The following is a 19,630-nucleotide window of genomic DNA, read 5'->3' as shown; positions in this document are numbered from 1 at the left end:
CGACATCCTGCATACAGACTCAAGCGAGTCTTACGCCTTGACGGTCGCAACGCCCCTGAAGGACATGCTCGTCGTGCCGATGCCCTTGAAGCCATCGAGGGCCTCGCCGTTGGGCGCAGTGGACGGATCGTCCCAGGAAGCGGAGACGGTCTTGACGTGGACAACGGGGTACAGAACGGCGTTGTCGGCAATGATGTCGAAGCACTCGTTCCACTTCTTCTGCTGCTCGTCGCCCTCGGCGGCAAGAGCCTCGTCCATGAGACTGTGGAGCTTCTGCCACTCAGCGGACTCCTTCCACGGGCAACGGGTCTGCATCCAGACGTTGTCGCCGTACCACCAGTTGAGCAGCAGGTCGGGGTCGGCGCCGAAGCAGGAAGGATCGCCAGGGGCAAGGAGGATATCGTAGGCCTCGCCGCCGTCGATGGCAGCGTAGGTGGCCGGCGAGGTATCGGTCTGGATGGTCACATCGAAGCCGAGAGCGTCGAGGTCGTTCTTGACCTGGGCGGCCATGCCCTTAATCTGCTCGTTGTCGGTGGTGCGCAGGGTGATGGCACCCGGGGTGATGCCAGACTCCTCGATGAGCTTCTTAGCCTTCTTGGCGTCGGTCTTGTACACCGTGGAAGCCTCATGATAGTTGGTGAAGCTCTTGGGCAGGTAGCAGCTGGCAGCGGTGGCAAGGCCGGCGAAGGTGTTGCTGACCATCTTCTCGGTGTCGAGCGCATACATGACAGCCTGACGGACCTTGACGTTGTTCCAAGGCTCCTTGGCGACGTTGAACATGATGAAGCGGGTGCCGAAACCCTGAACGTTATCGATCTTGCAGCCGGCGCTCTCAAGCTGGTCGACGGCGTCAGCGGTAACGAGCTCCATAACGAGCGTGGAGCCCTCCTGCTGAGCGGTAACGCGAGCGGTGGGGTCGGTCAGGATGCTGTACTGGATCTTCTTATCCTCGGCAGCATACTCACCGTTGTACTCAGGATTGGGAACCAGGGTAATCTCGGTATCGGAGATAGAGTCGTACATCCAGGGGCCGGAGCCGATCGGCTGCTTGGCGCGATCCTCCTCGGTCTGAGTGGCCGGGGTAACGCGGACGATGGCCAGACGATCCTTGAGCAGGGAGAAGTTGGGGACCTTGGTCTTGACCGTCACGGTGCTGGCGTCCTTGGCCTCGATGGACTCGAAGGGCTGGAAGAACGGAGCATAGGTAGCGGAAGCGGCGCAAGCGGTGTAGGAGGCAACGACATCGTCAGCGGTGACCTCGGTGCCATCGGAGAACTTGGCGCCCTTGCGGATGGTGACCTCGAAAGTGGTGTCGTCCACGGACTTAGGATCGTCGGTGGCGAGCTCGTTGAAGGTGCTGTAGTCGTGGTAATCGATGCCGTAGAGGCCCTCGACGACGTGCCAGTTAGCACCCAGGCCCACAGCGGAGCCGGTGCTGGCGGGATCGAAGCTGGACGGAGCGTAAGCGGAACCAGCGGTGATCACGCCGCCGCCACGGTTAGCGGAATCGGTGGAACCGGAAGCGGAACCCTCGTCGTTAGAGCTGCCACCGCAGCCGGTGAGACCAAGCCCTGCGACAGCAGCGACGCTGCCGGTGAGGCCGAGGAACGAACGCCTGGACATACCCTTGTTGATGATGGCCATGTCTTCTCCTATCTCAATAGAGAATCTTACTCGGGAGCATCTAGACTTGCCCCCGCGCAACTTGCGGACGATATATACCTTACCTACCGACGAACCCAACTGAGGTGCCGCGCTCGGCGACCGATACATACATACGCTTGAACGGTATTTACTACCGTTCACCGAATTCGTTGACAAACGATTCGCCAGACAGTATGTATCGGCGAGGTGAGATATCAGTCTTCGTCAACCCGCAGGATAGCAGGGTTTTCGCTTGGGTTAGTCAAACGTTTTAGCGTTAATAAAACCCGAAACCAGCAGGCAATCATGGCGAAATAAATGGTTGAAAATCGGCCAATCATGTATATCAGTTGTTTAGAAGCACGTTTAGTTTTCGGAACGGTTGGCCGATGCCTGGGCGCGTTCGGCATTCCATGCAACAAGTGCCTCGTGGACCGCTTTGGCGACATCGGCCGGAACGCCTCGAACTTCCGCGATCTCTTGCTCGCTCGCCGCGCGCAAACGCTTCATCGAGCCAAAATGGCGCATAAGGGCACGTTTTCTGGTGGGTCCCACGCCTGGAACGTCATCGAGTACCGAAACCGTCATGGCTTTATCGCGCAATTCGCGATGGAACGTGATGGCAAAACGGTGCGATTCATCGCGCACCTGTTTGATTAGATAGAGCGACGCGGACCCGGTCGGAAGCACGACTGGAGTCTCGTCCCAAGGCACGAAAACCTCCTCATCGGCCTTTGCCAAGCCACAAACTGGTATATCGAGCCCAAGAGCCTCAAGTTGCTTGATCGCAGCGGTCAATTGCGGCTTACCGCCATCGACAACGAGCAAATCGGGGCGCGATCCAAAGCGCTCGTCGGCCATGCGCTCGGGAGCATAGCGTCGTCCCAAAACCTCGGACATCGACACGAAGTCGTTTGCCTCGTCCAATTCGGCCTGAATTTTAAAACGACGGTACTGGCTCTTGTCGGCGCGTCCGTTGGTAAACACCACCATCGAGGCGACGGTAAAGGTTCCGTGCAGCGTCGAGATATCGAAGCACTCGATACGCATCGGCGGCGCTGGCAGCGCCAGCGCGCTTTCGAGCTCCAGGAGCGCCTGATTGGTGCGGTCGTCAGCGTACCCCGTTCGCATCATGTAGCGCATGAGGGCATGGCGCGCATTTTTGGATGCCATATCGAGCAAACGGTGCTTTTCGCCACGCTGCGGCCTATGGAGATGGCAGGAACGCTCGCGCTTGCCCGCAAGCCATTCCCCCAGCGCCTCCGCATCCTCAAGCTCGACGGAAAGGTTGACCTCAGCTGGAATATCAGCCGTCTCGTCGTAATAGCGCTTAAGAAAGCCCGACTGGAGCTCTTCCTCGTCAACATCAAGACCCTTGTCGAGAATGAACTCGCAGGTGCGAACTGTTCGGCCCTCGCGAACGACGAAGACGCAAGCGGCGGAGATGGTCTCCTCGCGATAGAACCCGATGACATCGATATCGACACTGGAGGGAAAAACGACTTGCTGACGATCGTCCAGACCCCTGATGACCTCCAAACGACGTTTGACGCGTGCCGCGCGCTCAAAGTCGAGCGCCTCGGCGGCATCCGTCATCTCGGAGGTCAGCTCATCGACGACATCCTTGCGATGGCCCGACAAAAAGCGCTCGACACGCTTGACGTTCTTGGCATAGTCTGCCGGGGAAATCGCGCCGACACACGCACCCGGGCCGCGCCCGACATGGTAGTCAAAGCAGGGACGCCCGTTTTGCGCGCAAATCATATTGACGATGTCTTCCTCGCCCTTGTGGGACTCAACGATACGGCGACAACGACGCCACTCCGCACAGGATGCGGAGCAGATGGGAATAACCTTGCGCAGCGTATCTATCGTCTCACGTGCCGCACGGCTATCGGTATAGGGTCCAAAATAGCGCGTTCCCGGCTTATGACGCTCACGCGTATATTTGATAGCGGGATACAGGTCGCCCTTTGTAATGGCGATAAAGGGGTAGCTCTTGTCATCCTTGAGGTCGACGTTAAAGTACGGATGGTACTGACCAATCAAATTGCGCTCGAGCACCAACGCCTCATGCTCGGTCTCCACCACGATATAGTCAAAGCTCGCCACCAGCTGCATCATCAGCGGAATCTTTTGACGCTCATCCTGCAGTGTCACGTATTGACGCATGCGGGCGCGTAGGTTTTTCGCCTTGCCCACGTAGATGACATCGCCCTTGGCATCCTTCCAAAGGTAGCATCCGGGCTGTGTGGGAACGCGCGAAACCTGCTCGGCAAGCGTTGGAATGTTGTCGTGACCGGCCACGCGCACCTACTTGCGACGAAGCAGCGCCGAGACCTCGGGCATCTTAAGGACGACGGCAAGGCCAAAGGTAACAGCAAGCGAGACGACACCCGCAACGCAAACATAGCCAAGAGTAATCAGAATCGAACCGCCAAGCGCCCCGACAAAGTGCTCAAGCGCCCACATGACGCCGGCGCCTGCGGCAGCACCCAGGCCACCAAGCAAAAGGCCAAAGAAACCGCCATGTAGGATAGATTTGACCTGAAGGCCACGCAGACGACGACGCAGCCACCACAGCGAACAACCGACCAAGATCACGTAGTCGACGACATACGAAAGCGCGATTGCCGGCATGCCGAAGCCCAGCACAACGCCAAACAGCAGAACCGAGCCGGCCTGGCCGATGGCAGAATACAGGCAATAGCGACTATAGGGCTTCATGTCGAGCAAGGCAGAGAAGCTCTTCTGCATCAACACGACCACGCCGTAGAGCGGCAGCGAGAGCGCCAGGTAGACAAGGTACTCGGACACCAGCGTCACGCCGGATTCATCGAACTTGCCAGCACAGTAGATCATGTTGAGCGGACGCGCGAAGACAATCAGGTACAGCGCGAACGGAATCAGGAAGAACAGCATCTGGGCGACGCCACGCGAAATGCCCGTGCGAACGCTGTCGTAATCCTTCTCCTGCGCGTCGTGAGAGAGCTCGGTATAGAGCGCCGTCGAAAGCGAGGCGGCAATCAGCGCGTAGGGCAGCGTGTACCACAGGCGCGCATAGGCGATGACGGAAGGACCAGTCTCGGGCTGGACCACCAGCGCGGCAGCGTTGGTGATAGAAGTCGAGACAAACATGCACACCGTGGCGAGCAGCGTCGGGATACCGAGCGCAATCGTCTGCCGCAGTGCGGGGTCCTTAAAGTCGATATGGATATGGGGATGCACGCCGTGCTTGCCAAGCGCGGGGATCTGACATGCCATCTGAACAAAGACACCGAGGGTCGTACCGGCCGCAATCAAGATGATGCCGGCACGTTCGCCAAACTGTGCGGACACGGGCGCAAAACCCATAAAGCTCGCAATGACGATCACATTGTTGAGGACCGGAGCAAACGTCGACCAGAAGTAGTCGCGGTGTGCGTTGAGAACGCCCGAGAACACCGAGCCCAAACCATAAAACAGAATCTGGATGGCAAAGAAACGAAACATGAACGCAGCGGTATCCATGCTGCCGCCGTCACCCGAAAGGAACGATTGCGTCCAGATAAAGCCCGGGGCGAACACGGTCCCCAGCAACGAAATGCCACCCAGCACCAAAAGCAGAATGCCGAGCAGGTTGCCCACGTACTCGTTTGAGGCCTCGCGACCCTGCTCACGCCTCACGCCCATGTACACGGGCAAAAACGCCGTCACGAGCATGCCGCCCATCACGAGTTCGTAGAGCATATTGGGCAGGTTGTTGGCGACCTGATAGGAGGACGAGAGTAGCGACATGCCGATAGCGGCCGCCATTGCCCACGTGCGGATAAAACCGGTGACGCGAGACACGATAGTCAGGATGGTCATAAGCCCGGCGGAACGACCAACCGTGGAGTAGTCCGACGAGCCCATGTCGTCAGTGTCATCTCGCGACGAAGAAGCTTCGGATGAGGGTGTCTGAGGCGCAGATTCTTTTGCAAAATGAGCTCCGCGCTTCAATTCTTCCTGCGGCATCGCTCAGTCCTCTCTCGTAATCGCGGCAACCGTCGCCCCGCAAAATGCAATTAAATCATCGGGTGCAAGCTCGAGCTGATAACCACGCTTGCCTCCCGAAATAAAAATGGTATCCCAAAGGACACATGTCTCATCAATGAGCGTCCGGTAGCGTTTTTTCATACCGACCGGGCTGCAGCCGCCGCGAACGTAGCCAGTCGCCGCAAGCAAATCCTTCACATGCATCATGGCCAAGGACTTCTCCCCCGCGGCACGCGCGGCGGACTTTAGATCGAGCTCGTCGGCAACAGGGATGCAGCACACGACATAGTCGTTGGACGGTGTCACACAGACCAAAGTCTTAAATCCTTGACCGGGCTCCTCGCCAAGCTGCTCCGAAATCGCGACCCCCAGGCCCACCGACTCATCGCCATCGTCTTCGTACGTATGTAGAACATAGGAAATGCCGGCGCTTTCCAGCTCGCGCATCGCATTGGTTTTTGGCGTCTTTACAGCCTTTGCCATGACATATCCTTTCCCTCGCATTCGGACGTAAGGATTAAGTATATGTCCAATTCGGCTGCATACGTCACTTCGGCACAGCAAGCGCCATCGAATCACAAGGAGTCGATGGCGCCCATAAACTGAATCGCCTATTTATTGAGCATCAAGTTGAGCCTGGCGCTCCCGGTCACGCCTGAGCAACGGCGCCAAAAACTTGCCCGTATAACTCTGCGGACAGTCCGCAACCTGCTCCGGTGTACCCGAAACCACGACGGTTCCGCCGCCGTTACCGCCCTCGGGACCCATATCGATCAGGCGGTCGGCAACCTTGATGACATCAAGGTTGTGTTCAATCACCAGCACCGTGTTGCCCGCATCGACCAAGCGCTGCAGTACATCGAGCAGCTGGCGGACGTCCTCAAAATGAAGGCCGGTCGTCGGCTCGTCCAAAATATAGAACGTCTTGCCCGTCTGGCGTCGATGAAGCTCCTTGGCGAGCTTTACACGCTGCGCCTCGCCGCCCGAAAGCGTCGTGGCGGGCTGGCCCAGGCTCACGTAGCCCAAGCCTACATCGTACAGCGTCTGGAGCTTGCGCTTAATCTGCGGGATATTCCCAAAGAAGGCCAGCGCCTCGGTAACGCTCATGTCGAGCACGTCCGAGATGGTCTTGCCACGATAGGTGACCTCGAGTGTCTCGCGGTTGTAGCGTTTACCGCCGCAAACTTCGCAGGGAACGTAGATATCGGGAAGGAAGTGCATCTCGATCTTGATCTGTCCGTCGCCCTTGCACGCCTCACAGCGCCCGCCACTCACATTAAAGGAGAAACGACCTGGCGAGTAGCCGCGCGCCTTCGACTCCGGCGTACTCGCAAACAGTGCGCGAAGATCATCCCACAGGCCGATATAGGTAGCAGGGTTGGAACGCGGCGTGCGGCCAATCGGCGACTGGTCGATATCGATAACCTTATCGATACACTCGATGCCCTCGATTTTCTTATACGGACCCACAGGGCGCGTCGAGCGGTGAATGGCATTCGTAAGGGCAGGCGCAATGGTGTCGGTAACTAGGGAGCTCTTGCCCGATCCCGACACGCCGGTAACAACCGTAAGCGTACCAAACTCGATCTTGGCAGTAACGTTTTTGAGGTTGTTGGCTCGAGCGCCCGTAATTTTAAGGCAGCCGCGACCGGGTTTGCGCCGTTCATCAGGCACCCGGATCATTCGTTTGCCGGTCAGATAAGCGCCCGTCATCGACTCAGGACACGCCATGATATCGGCAGGCGTTCCCGCCGCGACTACGTGTCCGCCGTTGACGCCGGCGCCGGGCCCCATGTCGATCACGTAGTCGGCGGCACGGATTGTATCCTCGTCGTGTTCGACGACGATAACGGTATTGCCGATATCGCGCAGGCGCTCGAGCGTCTTGATCAGGCGCTCGTTGTCACGCTGATGAAGACCGATCGAGGGCTCATCCAGAATATAGAGCACGCCCATGAGACCCGCGCCGATCTGCGTTGCCAGTCGAATACGCTGTGCCTCGCCACCGGAAAGCGTCGCCGAAGCACGATCGAGCGTCAGATAGTCGAGTCCAACATCGACCAGAAAACGCAAGCGCTCCAGGATTTCCTTGACGATACGGCCGCCGATAAACCGTTGACGCTCGGTAAGTTCCAAGCCCTCAAAAAACTCGAGCGACTCACGGCACGACAGGCAACAAACCTCGTAAATGGACTTGCCGCCCACGGTGACGGCGAGCATCTCAGGGCGCAAACGAGCGCCGTGGCAGCTCGAGCACGGTTCCTCGCGAATGTACTTCTCCAGGCGCGCCTTGGTGTTCTCGTTCGTCGTCTCGGCATAGCGTTCGTACAGGATGTTGCGAACGCCCGAAAACTTTGTATCCCACTGGCTACGACGTCCGTCGAGCTTTTGGTAGTCGACCGAGATCTTCGTATCGCCCAGGCCATCCAAGAATGCACGACGCACGCGAGGGGGCAAGTCCTCCCACGGCGTATCGGCGCTCACCTTAAAGTGTTTGCAGACCGCAGCAAAAATCTGCGGATAGTAGTTCGAATTGCCAAACAGGCTACCAAAGACTCCGTCGGCAATGGACTTCGAGGGGTCCTCAATCAGCGCCTCGGCATCAACGGTTTTCTTAAAGCCCAGGCCGTCGCACTCAGGACATGCGCCATAGGGAGCGTTGAACGAAAAATCACGCGGCTGAAGATCGTCAATGGAGTGTCCATGCTCCGGGCACGCCAAGGCCAACGAATACTCCAGCAGTTCGCCCTCGGTCCCCTCGGGAGCATCGCGATCGGGCAGCATGTACACGTTTACATTGCCGTGCGCCAAGGCAGTCGCCTGTTCAACAGACTCGGCGATGCGGCCCAGAGAGTTTTCCCGAATCACGATGCGGTCGACCACGACCTCGATATCGTGCTTGAACTTCTTGTCCAGATCGATCGGATCGTCGAGCGAGCGCACTTCACCGTCGACACGCACGCGGCTAAAGCCCTCGGCGCGAAGGTCCTCAAACAGTTTGGTGTACTCGCCTTTTCGCCCGCGCACCACCGGTGCCAGCACAAACGCGCGGCGGCCCTCCCCCGCCGCCAAGACCTTGTCGGCAACCTGGTCGGTCGTCTGACGCTCAATGACGCGGCCGCATTCGGGGCAGTGCGGGGTGCCCACACGGGCGAACAGCAGGCGCAGATAGTCATAAATCTCGGTTACGGTGCCAACCGTCGAGCGAGGGTTTTTAGACGTCGTCTTTTGGTCAATCGACACCGCCGGCGAAAGGCCGTCGATTGAATCCAAGTCGGGTTTGTCCATCTGGCCCAAGAACTGGCGCGCATAGCTCGAAAGGCTCTCAACGTATCGACGCTGGCCCTCGGCATAGATAGTGTCAAATGCCAGCGAACTCTTGCCCGAGCCAGAAAGACCGGTAATGACCACGAGTTGGTCACGCGGAATGGAAACATCGATATCACGGAGGTTGTGCTCACGAGCGCCGCGAATAACGATAGAAGAATCAGACATGGAAGCTCCTTGCCTCCTATTGCATCGAATCATACTGTCGATGAGTTTAGCGCACTCGACGCGCACAGATGTTCGTAATACAAGATTCGCAGACCTTTAGCTTTGCGTATCGGGCGCTTTGTTTCTCGAAATGCCGTGGAAAGGTTACAGTAATCTAATACTGAACTTAATTTGCCGTAACAGAGGAACGTCCATGACCGAAGATATCCCCCTTGAAATCACTTCGAGTGACATGGCCAATCTGCCCATATTCATCGCCATCCTTATCGTGGCCACCGTCGTCGTGCGCGTGTATTTTTCAATCAAACACAATGAAAAGCCACCCATTGCCCGCGTCTTTTGGTGCGCGACGCTCCTCATCCCGCTCGGCATGGTAGCTGCATGGATTACGAATCAATTGCTCGTAAATGAGGACAGTTCCCTATGGGTCCTTTCTTATTCGGCGCTCGGTGCTGCCGCCGTCATACTTCTTGTCGAGCCCTTGGTTTCGGGACTTATCGACCAAACCGATCTTGCGACGGGAACGGTTGCCTGTATTTGCCGTGACATCCTTGTCATCGCCGCTGTTTCAGCGCTCTCGTTCGTTTCACTCGAAATTGCCTGCAACGAAACGTTCTATCGCATTCCCGCCAACTCATTCGGGTTTTCCGTCGGGCTGCTCGCGACGGTTCTGCTCTCCCTTTATTTGCTGGGACAGCGTCATGGAGGCGTCATGGCCCTCGTGCCCGTCGCCTGCTGCATCCTTGGCATTGCCGAGCACTTCGTCATAACGTTTAAAGGCGAAGCCATCCTGCCAAGCGATATCTTGACCCTTGGCACCGCAATGGAGGTGAGCGAGGGATACGAGTTTACCTTTACCGCCGGAATCGTAACCTCTCTCGCCCTGCTGGAGATTTCCCTGGGGCTTCTTTCGCTTATCCGTCCGCGAAAGCTCCGTACGCCCACCCATGTCTTCCCCGCAATCGCCGCTAACCTCTGTGCTTTTCTGTTAGTGACCGTTGTGGGGCTCTCGGGCTTTTCCAGCATCGACTTGGAGCAGGCGCTGAATTTTGGATTTGACCGTTGGCAGCCCATCACCACATATGCGTCTCAGGGTTTTATCACTTCGTTCACCGAAATGGTCAACGAGTTGCCCATTGAGAAGCCCGAAGACTATACGCCCGATGAGGCGCAGAGCATCGAGCAGGAGCTCGCCGCCACCTACGACAGCACGTATGGCTCGAGCGAGCAGCGCGCGGCGGCCGTTGCCCAGTTCAATGAAATCAAGCCGACGATTGTTGCCGTCATGAATGAGAGTTTTAGCGACCTTTCGTGCTTTGAGCAGCTCCAGGCGGCCGGGTACACCGGCCCCGCATTCTACAACTCGCTTCCCGACACACTTGTTCGCGGCACCATGCTCGCTTCGGTCGCCGGTGGCGGAACGGCGAACTCCGAATTCGAATTTTTGACCGGAGCGACAACGGCCTTTGTCGGATTAGGCAAAATCCCCTATCAGCTATATCAGATGAATGGCGTCGACAGCCTGGCAAAGGACCTTAAGGAGCTTGGGTATACCGCTACCGCTATGCACCCGCAAAACCCCGTCAACTACCATCGAGATAAAATCTATCAGCAGCTGGGCTTTGGAGACTTTCTTTCAATCGGCGATTTCGAAGGTGCGCCCTGTTACCATGCCGGCGTATGCGACTACGCCACCTACGACAAGATACTCGACCTGCTTAGAACCGACGAAGCCCCGCAGTTCATCTTTGACGTCACGATGCAAAATCATGGCGGCTACGACTATGGCACCGTTCCCGCCGAGGAGCTTACAAACTATTGGGTCGAGGGAGCCAGCGAGGGTGCCAATAGCGCGCTCAACACCTATCTTACCTGCATCAACGCATCCGACCGGGACCTCGAGTACTTTATCAACGAGCTCCGCAATATCGGCAGACCGGTTGTCCTTGTCTTTTTTGGCGACCATCAGCCGAGCGCCGCAACGACTCTCAACGACGAGCTGTACCCTCAGGAAGATACGGCAAGCCACGCTTTCCGTATCTATCAGTCGACATATTTTGTCTGGGCTAACTATGAAATCGCCGGCAATACCGAGCTCAACGTCTACGACACCGTCGGGGCAAACGAGGTTGCAGCCATTACCCTTAATAAGATCGGCGCCCCGCTCACCGACTATCAAAAGGCTCTGCTTGCAACAAGGTCAGATGTGCCCACCATCAATGTCGCCGGCTACCTCGGTACCGACGGGCTGCGCTACGACTTGGAATCTGAAGACAGCCCATACGCCTCGACGATCAACAAGCTGCAGCGCATGCAATACCTCGAGTTCGCCAGCAAAGTTCAGTAAGCCCGCCCATTCGCTTGGACCCATCGTATTGCAAGCACGCTCGGCCCAAATGCATCGTAAATGACTCCCGCTCGCAAACGAGGGTACAATGACGCTCGTGTCACATCACGGGGCCCCGGCCCCAACATATACAAAGGAGTCATACATGGGTTGCGAGCACGCACAGGCCGCCGGCGGACAAACGTCGCCGTCGCAATTTGAGGAGAATACGCTGTCCGAGGTCAAACGCGTCATCGCCGTGCTTTCCGGCAAGGGCGGTGTCGGCAAGTCGTTTGTCACCGGTGCCATCGCCACCGAGCTTGCCCGTCACGGCCACAAGGTCGGCGTCCTCGATGCCGACATCACCGGTCCCTCTATCCCCAAGATGTTCGGTATGAGCGGACGCCACGTCCATGCCCTTGGCAACCTCATGCTGCCTGAAATCTCCGAGCACGGCGTCAAGGTCATGAGCTCCAACCTTCTGCTCCAAAACGAGACCGACCCCGTCCTTTGGCGCGGTCCGGTCATCGCAGGCGCCATCAGGCAGTTCTGGAGCGAGACCTCGTGGGGCCCCATCGACTACCTGCTGGTCGACATGCCTCCGGGAACAGGCGACGTCGCGCTCACCGTCTTCCAGTCACTGCCCGTCGACGGCATCGTCATCGTCACGAGCCCGCAGGATCTGGTCTCGATGATTGTCGCCAAGGCGGTCAACATGGCCGAGAAGATGAACGTCCCCATTCTGGGCATCGTCGAGAACATGAGCTATATTGAGTGCCCCGACTGCGGCAAGAAGATCGAGGTCTTTGGCAAGAGCAAGCTCCCCGAGGTCGCAGAGCGCTATAACCTCGACATCTTGGGCACGCTTCCCATTAATCCGGCACTCGCCGAGGCCTGCGATAAGGGCGAGGTTGAGACCGCGCTGCCCGATGGCATGTTGCCCAAGGCAGTCTCTGCCGTCGAGGCTATTACCCCGCACGAGACCGACGAGGCCTAAGTGAACACGAGCGCCTTCTATGACGTCCTGGTAATCGGCGGCGGGGCTTCAGGCCTCGCCGCCGCCATTACGGCCGCACGTGCTGGCAAAAGCGTCTGCATCGTTGAGCGCGATGTCGCCTGCGGCCTTAAGCTCCTTGCGACCGGTAACGGCCGCTGCAACCTCTCCAACGAATCGATTGATCCTCAGCGGTATAACCACCCCGCATTCGTCGAATCTGTCATGGGCCCCCAACCCGAACAAGAGCTTATGGGTTTCTTCTCCTCGCTGGGCATCATGACAACCTCCGAGGAAGGCCGACTGTACCCGCGCTCCCTTCGCGCCGAATCGGTGCGCGACGCGCTTCTCAACGTTTGCGACCGCCTAGGTATCACCTTAATCTGCGGAGCCAATATTGCCACGGCGCGCAAAGCTTCCGAAGGCTGGACACTCCAAATAGACCGTCCAGCGCGGGCACTCAAGGCAAAAAAGCGCGACGACCGAAAATCGGAGCTCCGCTCGCTTCGGAAAGCGCTCGCCGATGTCCCTCGCAAGAACGAGGCCCTGCAGGCACATGCCGTAATTATCGCCACGGGTGGCAACCCCACTGGTATCGCCGATACGTTTCGCCTCCCCCTCACTTCGCTGCGCCCCATCCTCTGCCCCGTATCGGCAACGGTCGTCGGCGATCGGGCGGCAATCAAGACGTTGGATGGCCTGCGCGTCCGCGCCCGCTTGACGCTCGCCCGCAATCATAATGAGCTCTGGCACGAAGACGGTGAAGTCCTGTTTCGAACCTTCGGTATCTCGGGCGTCGCTGTCTTCAACCTCTCCCGTCGTATCCAGCACGGCGATACGATCCTGCTCGACGTTTTCCCCGACCTCTCCAAAGACGAGCTGCTCGATATGCTCAACCGGCGCGTTGAGCTGCTCGGCGGCTTTTCGCCCCGCGATCCCCGTTGGCTCGACGGCATGCTCGCCCCGCAACTCTCCCGCGTCGTCTGCACGGCGTTCGAGCAGTGCCATCCAGGCTCCAACGATGTCATCCACCTGGTCTCGATCCTCAAGCACTTTAAGTTGCTCGTCGAGGGAACAGCCGAGGAGCGCTCGGCGCAGGTCACGCGTGGTGGCGTATCTGTCGAGAGCATCTCAACACCCAGTCTACGCGCGAGCAGCGCTGTCGACGCCCCGCTTTACGTCTGCGGCGAAGCGCTCGACATCGACGCCGATTGCGGAGGCTTTAACCTTGCGTGGGCCTGGCTCTCGGGCATTCGCGCTGCAAGCAGCCTGTAGCCGCGCAGTCTATAATCAAAAACGCATTCGGGCCGTCTGGGATACCGGACGGCCTCTTTCTTGCCTCTAAGGAGACCTCGATGATCGAAATCACCCAAGTCAACGTGTCGCTCGATGAAGCCGGCGATGAAAATACCTGCCTCATTGTTGGCAAGCGAGTCGCCAAGCGCATCCTACGTTGCAAGGACTCCGAGATCAAGTCCATCGAACTCCACCGCAAGTCAATCGACGCTCGCAAAAAACGAGACGTCCATTTTATCCTGAGCTTTCGTGTTGAGCTGACTAGTCCCCACCTCGAGCGAGAAGCGGTCGACAGCGTTGCCGAGCGTGACCGCTCGCGCGTACGCGCGATAGAAGACGATGAGCCTTCATTCCCCTCCCCCGTCTCCGACGCACCTCAAGAACGCCCTGTCGTTGTCGGCGCCGGATGCGCCGGCCTTTTCGCTGCGCTCACGCTCGCCAAAGCAGGTCTTAAGCCCTTGCTTATCGAGCGCGGCGACCCGGCATTTCGCCGCTCGCAGGCGATCGACCTCTTTCTAAAGGAGCGCATCCTCGACCCCGAGAGCAATATTCAGTTTGGTCTGGGCGGCGCGGGGACCTTCTCGGACGGCAAGCTCAATACGGGAACAAAAAATCCCGCCCATCGCCTTATCCTCGAAACCTTCGTCGAGGCGGGTGCGCCCCGCGATATTCTGTGGGATGCCAAGCCGCACATTGGCTCCGACATCCTTCCCAAGGTTGTCACCGCTATATCCCAGCGCATCGAGCAGCTCGGAGGTGTCGTCCGTTATCGAACGAAGCTCGTCGACATTCGCATCGACGCGTCTGGCGCCATCACCGGTATTGATGTCCAATCGTCCCAAGACGCCGCTTACGAGCCAATCGAGACAAAGCACCTCATCCTCGCCTGCGGGCATTCTGCTCGCGATATTTTTGAGCTCCTTAAGGACCACAACGTGGCCCTCGCACAAAAGACCTTTGCCATGGGCGTTCGCATCGAGCATCCGCAACGCGACATCGACAGAGCCCAATATGGAGCCTCGGCGGGACATCCAGCGCTCGGGGCGGCCCCCTACAAACTTGTTGCCCATCTTCCCAACGGCCGCAGCGTGTTCTCGTTTTGCATGTGCCCCGGCGGACAGGTTGTTGCCGCCTCTTCAGAACCGTGCCATCTGTGCGTCAACGGGGCCAGTCTCAATGCCCGCGACGGACGCAACGCAAATGCCGCCCTGCTCGTTAACGTCACGCCTGAGGACCTTCCCAACGATGACCCGCTCGCCGGCATCGAGCTCCAGCGTGCCTGCGAGGCGGCCGCCTATCGCCTGGGCGGTTCCAACTGGAACGCACCGGCACAACTCGTCGGAGATTTCCTCGCAGGACGCGCCAGCAAGGCGCCCGGAAAGGTAAAGCCCACCTATCCGCTCGGTGTGACCTGGACGGCAATTGACGAAGCCCTACCGCAGCATATCGTCGAGTCGCTCCGCCTGGGACTTCCCCTACTCGGAAAAAAGCTACGAGGCTACGACCGTCCCGATGCCGTTCTTACCGGCGTGGAGACTCGTTCGAGCTCACCGGTCACTGTTACCCGAGACCGAACGTGCCATGCCGTGTCGACCCCGGGCCTCTACCCTTGTGGTGAGGGAGCTGGATATGCCGGCGGCATCATGAGCGCGGCCACCGACGGCATCCGTTGTGCTGAAGCCCTGATCGCAGACCTCTAACGCACAAATTCCAGCGCGCAAAAGACATAGGCCCCGAGCTCCACAGAGAACTCGGGGCCTGTTCGCTATTTCTTAAACCGTGCACCCTGGCGTTTTCTGCCCGATGCGAACGTGGAACCCTTGCGGGCCTGTGAACGTAAGCGCTCGATCGTCTCGTCCTCAGACGCGCCCTCGAGCATCGCCCGAATCTGAACGACGGCATCGCGCAGGCGCGCCGCCTCCTCAAAGTCCATGGCGGCAGAAGCGTTACGCATATCCTCTTCCATGGATTCGACAATCCGCACAAGCTCGTCATGCGGCAGTTCTTCCAACTGCTCCGCAAGTGTCTGCTCGGGCGCCACCGTTTCCGGCACGCCGCCCTCGCCCGACTCATCGGGCGTATAGAATGCGCCATGGCCAAGAGAGTCGCCCTTCGAGCGTCCCTTGGAACCCACGGTTTTTTCGGCCTCGGCAATAAAACTTGAGATGTCGTTGATGGCCTTGCGCACCGTCTTGGGCACGATGCCATGCTCTTCGTTATATGCCATCTGAATCTCGCGACGGCGCTGCGTCTCCTCGATGGCCTCTTTCATCGAATCGGTCACAACGTCCGCATACATGATGACTTCGCCATCGGCGTTACGGGCCGCGCGGCCAATCGTCTGAATCAGCGAACGGCGGTTGCGCAAGAAGCCTTCCTTATCGGCATCGAGAATTGCCACCAGTGAGACCTCGGGGAGATCCAAGCCCTCGCGAAGCAGGTTGATGCCAACAAGGACATCGATCTTGCCCTCGCGCAGCGTTCGCAGGATCTCGACACGGTCCATTGTCGCCGTATCAGAATGCATGTAATTGACCTTAATGCCCGCATCAAGCAGATGGTCGGTCAGGTCCTCGGCCATGCGCTTGGTCAACGTGGTCACCAGCACGCGCTCCTTGCGGGCAACGCGCTCGCGAATCTCGTCCTCAAGATCGTCAATCTGACCGCGAACCGGACGCACATCGATCTTGGGATCGAGCAGACCGGTCGGACGAATAATCTGCTCAACGTCGTTCTGGCTCACCCGCAGCTCGTAATCGCCCGGCGTGGCCGAAACATAGATAAACTGGGGTATCCTTGCCTCAAACTCATCGAAACGAAGCGGGCGGTTATCGAGCGCCGAGGGCAGGCGAAAACCGTGTTCCACCAGCGTCACCTTACGCGAGCGGTCACCTTCGTGCATGCCGCGAATCTGCGGCACCGTCACATGGCTCTCATCGATGATGCAGAGCATATCCTTGGGAAAGTAATCGATTAGGGTAAACGGCGGCTCACCCGGCTTGCGACCGTCCAGATGACGCGAGTAGTTCTCGATGCCGTTGCAAAAGCCCATCGTCTCGAGCATCTCAAGATCATAATCGGTGCGCTGCTGCAGACGCTGCGCCTCGAGCAACTTGTCGGTCGCCTTGAGCTCCGCCACGCGCTTCTCGCACTCTTCGCTGATCGATTTCAGAGCCGCCTTGACCTTCGGCTTCTCGGTCACGTAGTGCGATGCCGGCCATACGGGGATTGCCTCGTACTCACGAAGCATCTCACCGGTGACCTCATCGATCTCGGCAATCAGCTCGACCTCGTCGCCAAAGAACTCAAACCGCAACGGATGCTCGGCATAAGGCGGATACACGTCGACAACATCGCCGCGCACGCGGAACGTGCCGCGTGCCAGGTCATAGTCATTGCGATCATATTGAATGTCGATAAGTGCATGGATAAAGTCATCGCGCTCGAGCGGCACCTTCTTGTCGACGTTTGGAGCCAGACCCGCATAGTCCTCAGGAGAGCCAATGCCATAGATACACGAGACCGATGCGACAACGATCACATCGCGTCGAGAGAGCAGCGATGCGGTCGCCTGATGTCGCAGCATCTCAACCTCTTCGTTAATCGAGGAGTCTTTCTCGATATATGTATCGCTTTGCGGCACATACGCCTCGGGCTGATAGTAGTCGTAGTACGAGACGAAGTAGACCACAGCGTTGTTGGGAAAGAACTCTTTGAGCTCGCTCGCAAGCTGAGCGGCGAGCGTTTTATTCGGAGCCATGACCAGCGTCGGCTTTCCCAGGGCCTCAATAGTCTTTGCCATCGTGAAGGTCTTGCCCGAACCAGTCACGCCCAGCAAAACCTGATAGCGGTCTCCGTCCCTCACACCCTGCACAAGCGACTCAATGGCTTTAGGCTGAGAGCCTGCAGGGTCATAGGGAGACACGACCTTAAACGGCACGTCAGAGCCTTCAACGCCAAAGCGCTTAAGTTCACCACCAACGCGTTCTACTTCAAATTCCGCCATGGATACTCCTAACTCATATATCTGCAGTATACGCAGGCGGCAGGCATAGTCCTATACGAACCGATCGGGATAGAGGGTCTTGTAGCGAGCCCAGGCATTATTGACACGAATCAGATACGCCTGCGTCTCGGGAAAGGTGATTGCATTATGAAGCGACGTACCCTGCTGCGCCCATCCGTCGACATTGCCCATGCCGGCGTTATAGGCGGCAATGGCACTGTCAGTCGACCCGTTAAAATACGCTAGAAGATACGAAAGATACGCACAGCCAAACTCGATATTCGTAGCCGGATCGTTAAGGTTGTCGGCCGAATACTCGCCACCGTCAACAAGGCCCTTGGCGATCATATCCTGGGCAGTCTCGGGCATCAGCTGCATCAATCCCTGAGCACCTTGATTCGACTCGGCCTCGGGATCCCAATTCGATTCCGACTTAATGACAGCGCACACCAGATACGGATCCAGATTATGCGAAATACTGGATTGCTTTACATACGCTTCGTAGTCAATCGGATACAGCGGCTTAAAGAAAGCAGCAGGAGCACACGAGTAGACGAGCGAAATAAGGCCGAAGACGAACACAACGGCAAGTGGCGCCACGCGATACCACATAAAGAAACGTGCCTTAGGCATCGGCCTCCTCCTAATCCGCAGCGTCTATAAACCCATGGCATGCAAGCCATGAGTCAAGCTGCTCAAAGAGCGAATTATCGCCTGCCGCATTGTCAATCACCGTTGTAGCGAGATTGCACAGCGCAGACTCATCGGGCTGACAAGCAGAACGGGCATCGAAATCAGATGGCTCCATGCCACGTTGAATAGCGCGCTCGCGACGAACTGACAAAGGGGCGCTGATGACCAGAATTTCATCAGCCAAGCCAAATGCATCCTCAAAACCAGTCGGAGCAGAAACCTCGACCACCGCAAAGGGATAACGGGGAGATGAAACCGTACAACAAACCGGATCGAGAATCCTAAGCGAAAGCTGTTCAATCAGAACGGGATGCACGATGCCATTGAGCCGTGCGACCGAATCAGGAGAAGCGAAAGCTCGAGAAGCGAGGATGCTGCGGCGAATGCCGCCTTCCTCATCCAAAATGTCCCAACCGAATTCATCCGCGAGAGTATTGACGATATCAGAGCCCGGCACATACAGCGATTTTGCAAGCTCATCCAGATCGATTAGCATAGCGCCACGAGATTCGAAATAGCGGCAGGCAGTCGACTTACCCGAAGCAATATTGCCCAAGACAAATACGGTAAACATCAAGCCCTCCCTAACGCCAATGCGAGTAATTATCGCTCAAATACACTAGAAGGACTCAAAATACAGCCAAACAGTAAGAGCGCATACGGGGGAACTAGGTCCCAAAGTACAACGTGTATACAACGCAAAAAAGGGGGAGGCCGCGAGGCCTCCCCCTTCTCCAGTTTCGGATGACGGCTCAGTGCCGTCCACCGGTCAGCGGCGCCCTGGCCTCCCACGGGCTGACCCCGCAGTACTCTCGGCGCGATGGGGCTTAGCTTCCGGGTTCGGAACGGGACCGGGCGTGCCCCCCATGCTCTGGCCGCTGACCGGTGGGCGGCGCCCACCGTTACGGTGTCCTGGGTCTCACTCTACACGTGCCCTGGGGGCCGCATGGCGCATAGGGGAGGTGACTCGGGGGCATCCTCGTGCCCGGACCGCGCATGAGCGCATGTCCCGCGGGCCGCGAGGTGCGGTTCCGGAAGAGCTCGGGCGATTAGTGCGGCTCGGCTGAGGACGTCGCCGTCCTTGCACCTGCCGTCTATCGACCAGGTAGTCTACCTGGGCCCTTACCGGAAGGAGAACTAATCCCTGGAACGGCTTCCC

12 protein-coding genes and 2 rRNA genes are annotated in these 19,630 nt (G+C 58.0%); 4 read left to right on the top strand and 10 right to left on the bottom strand.

Going from position 1 to position 19,630, the window contains the following annotated elements:
- Positions 1-30 precede the first annotated feature (30 nt).
- From GPK42_RS03005 to uvrA, 5 genes are all read right to left on the bottom strand, one after another.
- Positions 31-1,644: an ABC transporter substrate-binding protein gene (locus GPK42_RS03005; RefSeq protein ID WP_117564876.1), complete on the bottom strand. Its 1,614-nt coding sequence runs from the start codon at positions 1,642-1,644 to the stop codon at positions 31-33.
- A gap of 366 nt (positions 1,645-2,010) precedes the next feature.
- Complete coding sequence (gene uvrC, locus GPK42_RS03000) at positions 2,011-3,951, bottom strand: excinuclease ABC subunit UvrC (RefSeq protein WP_022094869.1); 1,941 nt, start codon at positions 3,949-3,951, stop codon at positions 2,011-2,013.
- Between the two features lie 6 nt (positions 3,952-3,957).
- Positions 3,958-5,538 (bottom strand): murein biosynthesis integral membrane protein MurJ, encoded by a 1,581-nt coding sequence (murJ, locus tag GPK42_RS02995; protein WP_161144834.1) that lies wholly within the window; start codon positions 5,536-5,538, stop codon positions 3,958-3,960.
- 105 nt (positions 5,539-5,643) lie between these two features.
- The gene (gene ybaK / locus GPK42_RS02990; RefSeq protein ID WP_006236166.1) at positions 5,644-6,144 is read right to left on the bottom strand and encodes a Cys-tRNA(Pro) deacylase; all 501 of its coding nucleotides are present in this window, start codon (positions 6,142-6,144) and stop codon (positions 5,644-5,646) included.
- A 132-nt stretch (positions 6,145-6,276) separates the two neighbouring features.
- Positions 6,277-9,156, bottom strand: coding sequence for an excinuclease ABC subunit UvrA (gene uvrA / locus GPK42_RS02985; RefSeq protein ID WP_196033316.1), 2,880 nt, complete (start codon positions 9,154-9,156; stop codon positions 6,277-6,279).
- A gap of 193 nt (positions 9,157-9,349) precedes the next feature.
- Between uvrA and GPK42_RS02980 the strand changes: the two genes are divergently transcribed.
- From GPK42_RS02980 to GPK42_RS02965, 4 genes are all read left to right on the top strand, one after another.
- Complete coding sequence (locus tag GPK42_RS02980; protein ID WP_215693431.1) at positions 9,350-11,503, top strand: LTA synthase family protein; 2,154 nt, start codon at positions 9,350-9,352, stop codon at positions 11,501-11,503.
- 145 nt (positions 11,504-11,648) lie between these two features.
- The gene (locus GPK42_RS02975; protein WP_006236172.1) at positions 11,649-12,479 is read left to right on the top strand and encodes an Mrp/NBP35 family ATP-binding protein; all 831 of its coding nucleotides are present in this window, start codon (positions 11,649-11,651) and stop codon (positions 12,477-12,479) included.
- The gene (locus tag GPK42_RS02970) at positions 12,480-13,751 is read left to right on the top strand and encodes an NAD(P)/FAD-dependent oxidoreductase (protein ID WP_195544113.1); all 1,272 of its coding nucleotides are present in this window, start codon (positions 12,480-12,482) and stop codon (positions 13,749-13,751) included.
- A gap of 80 nt (positions 13,752-13,831) precedes the next feature.
- Positions 13,832-15,472, top strand: coding sequence for an NAD(P)/FAD-dependent oxidoreductase (locus GPK42_RS02965; RefSeq protein ID WP_215693429.1), 1,641 nt, complete (start codon positions 13,832-13,834; stop codon positions 15,470-15,472).
- A gap of 65 nt (positions 15,473-15,537) precedes the next feature.
- On the opposite strand, the gene uvrB is transcribed toward GPK42_RS02965, so the two are convergent.
- From uvrB to GPK42_RS02940, 5 genes are all read right to left on the bottom strand, one after another.
- On the bottom strand, positions 15,538-17,778 hold the full coding sequence (gene uvrB, locus GPK42_RS02960; protein ID WP_215693427.1) for an excinuclease ABC subunit UvrB: 2,241 nt from the start codon (positions 17,776-17,778) through the stop codon (positions 15,538-15,540).
- Positions 17,779-17,829: 51 nt separating this feature from the next.
- A complete protein-coding gene (locus GPK42_RS02955; protein ID WP_215693423.1) occupies positions 17,830-18,411 on the bottom strand; it encodes a lytic transglycosylase domain-containing protein in 582 nt (193 codons plus the stop codon).
- 10 nt (positions 18,412-18,421) lie between these two features.
- Positions 18,422-19,045 (bottom strand): dephospho-CoA kinase, encoded by a 624-nt coding sequence (coaE, locus tag GPK42_RS02950; protein WP_215693422.1) that lies wholly within the window; start codon positions 19,043-19,045, stop codon positions 18,422-18,424.
- 193 nt (positions 19,046-19,238) lie between these two features.
- Positions 19,239-19,354, bottom strand: a 5S ribosomal RNA gene (rrf, locus tag GPK42_RS02945).
- 145 nt (positions 19,355-19,499) lie between these two features.
- Positions 19,500-19,630: ribosomal RNA gene (locus GPK42_RS02940) — 23S ribosomal RNA — on the bottom strand; the annotation flags it as partial.

The organism is Collinsella aerofaciens, assembly GCF_018785265.1.
GTDB classification, from domain to species: Bacteria; Actinomycetota; Coriobacteriia; order Coriobacteriales; family Coriobacteriaceae; genus Collinsella; species Collinsella aerofaciens_AI.
Note: the sequence above shows the minus strand (reverse complement) of the source record. Positions and strands in the feature narration are given on the sequence as shown.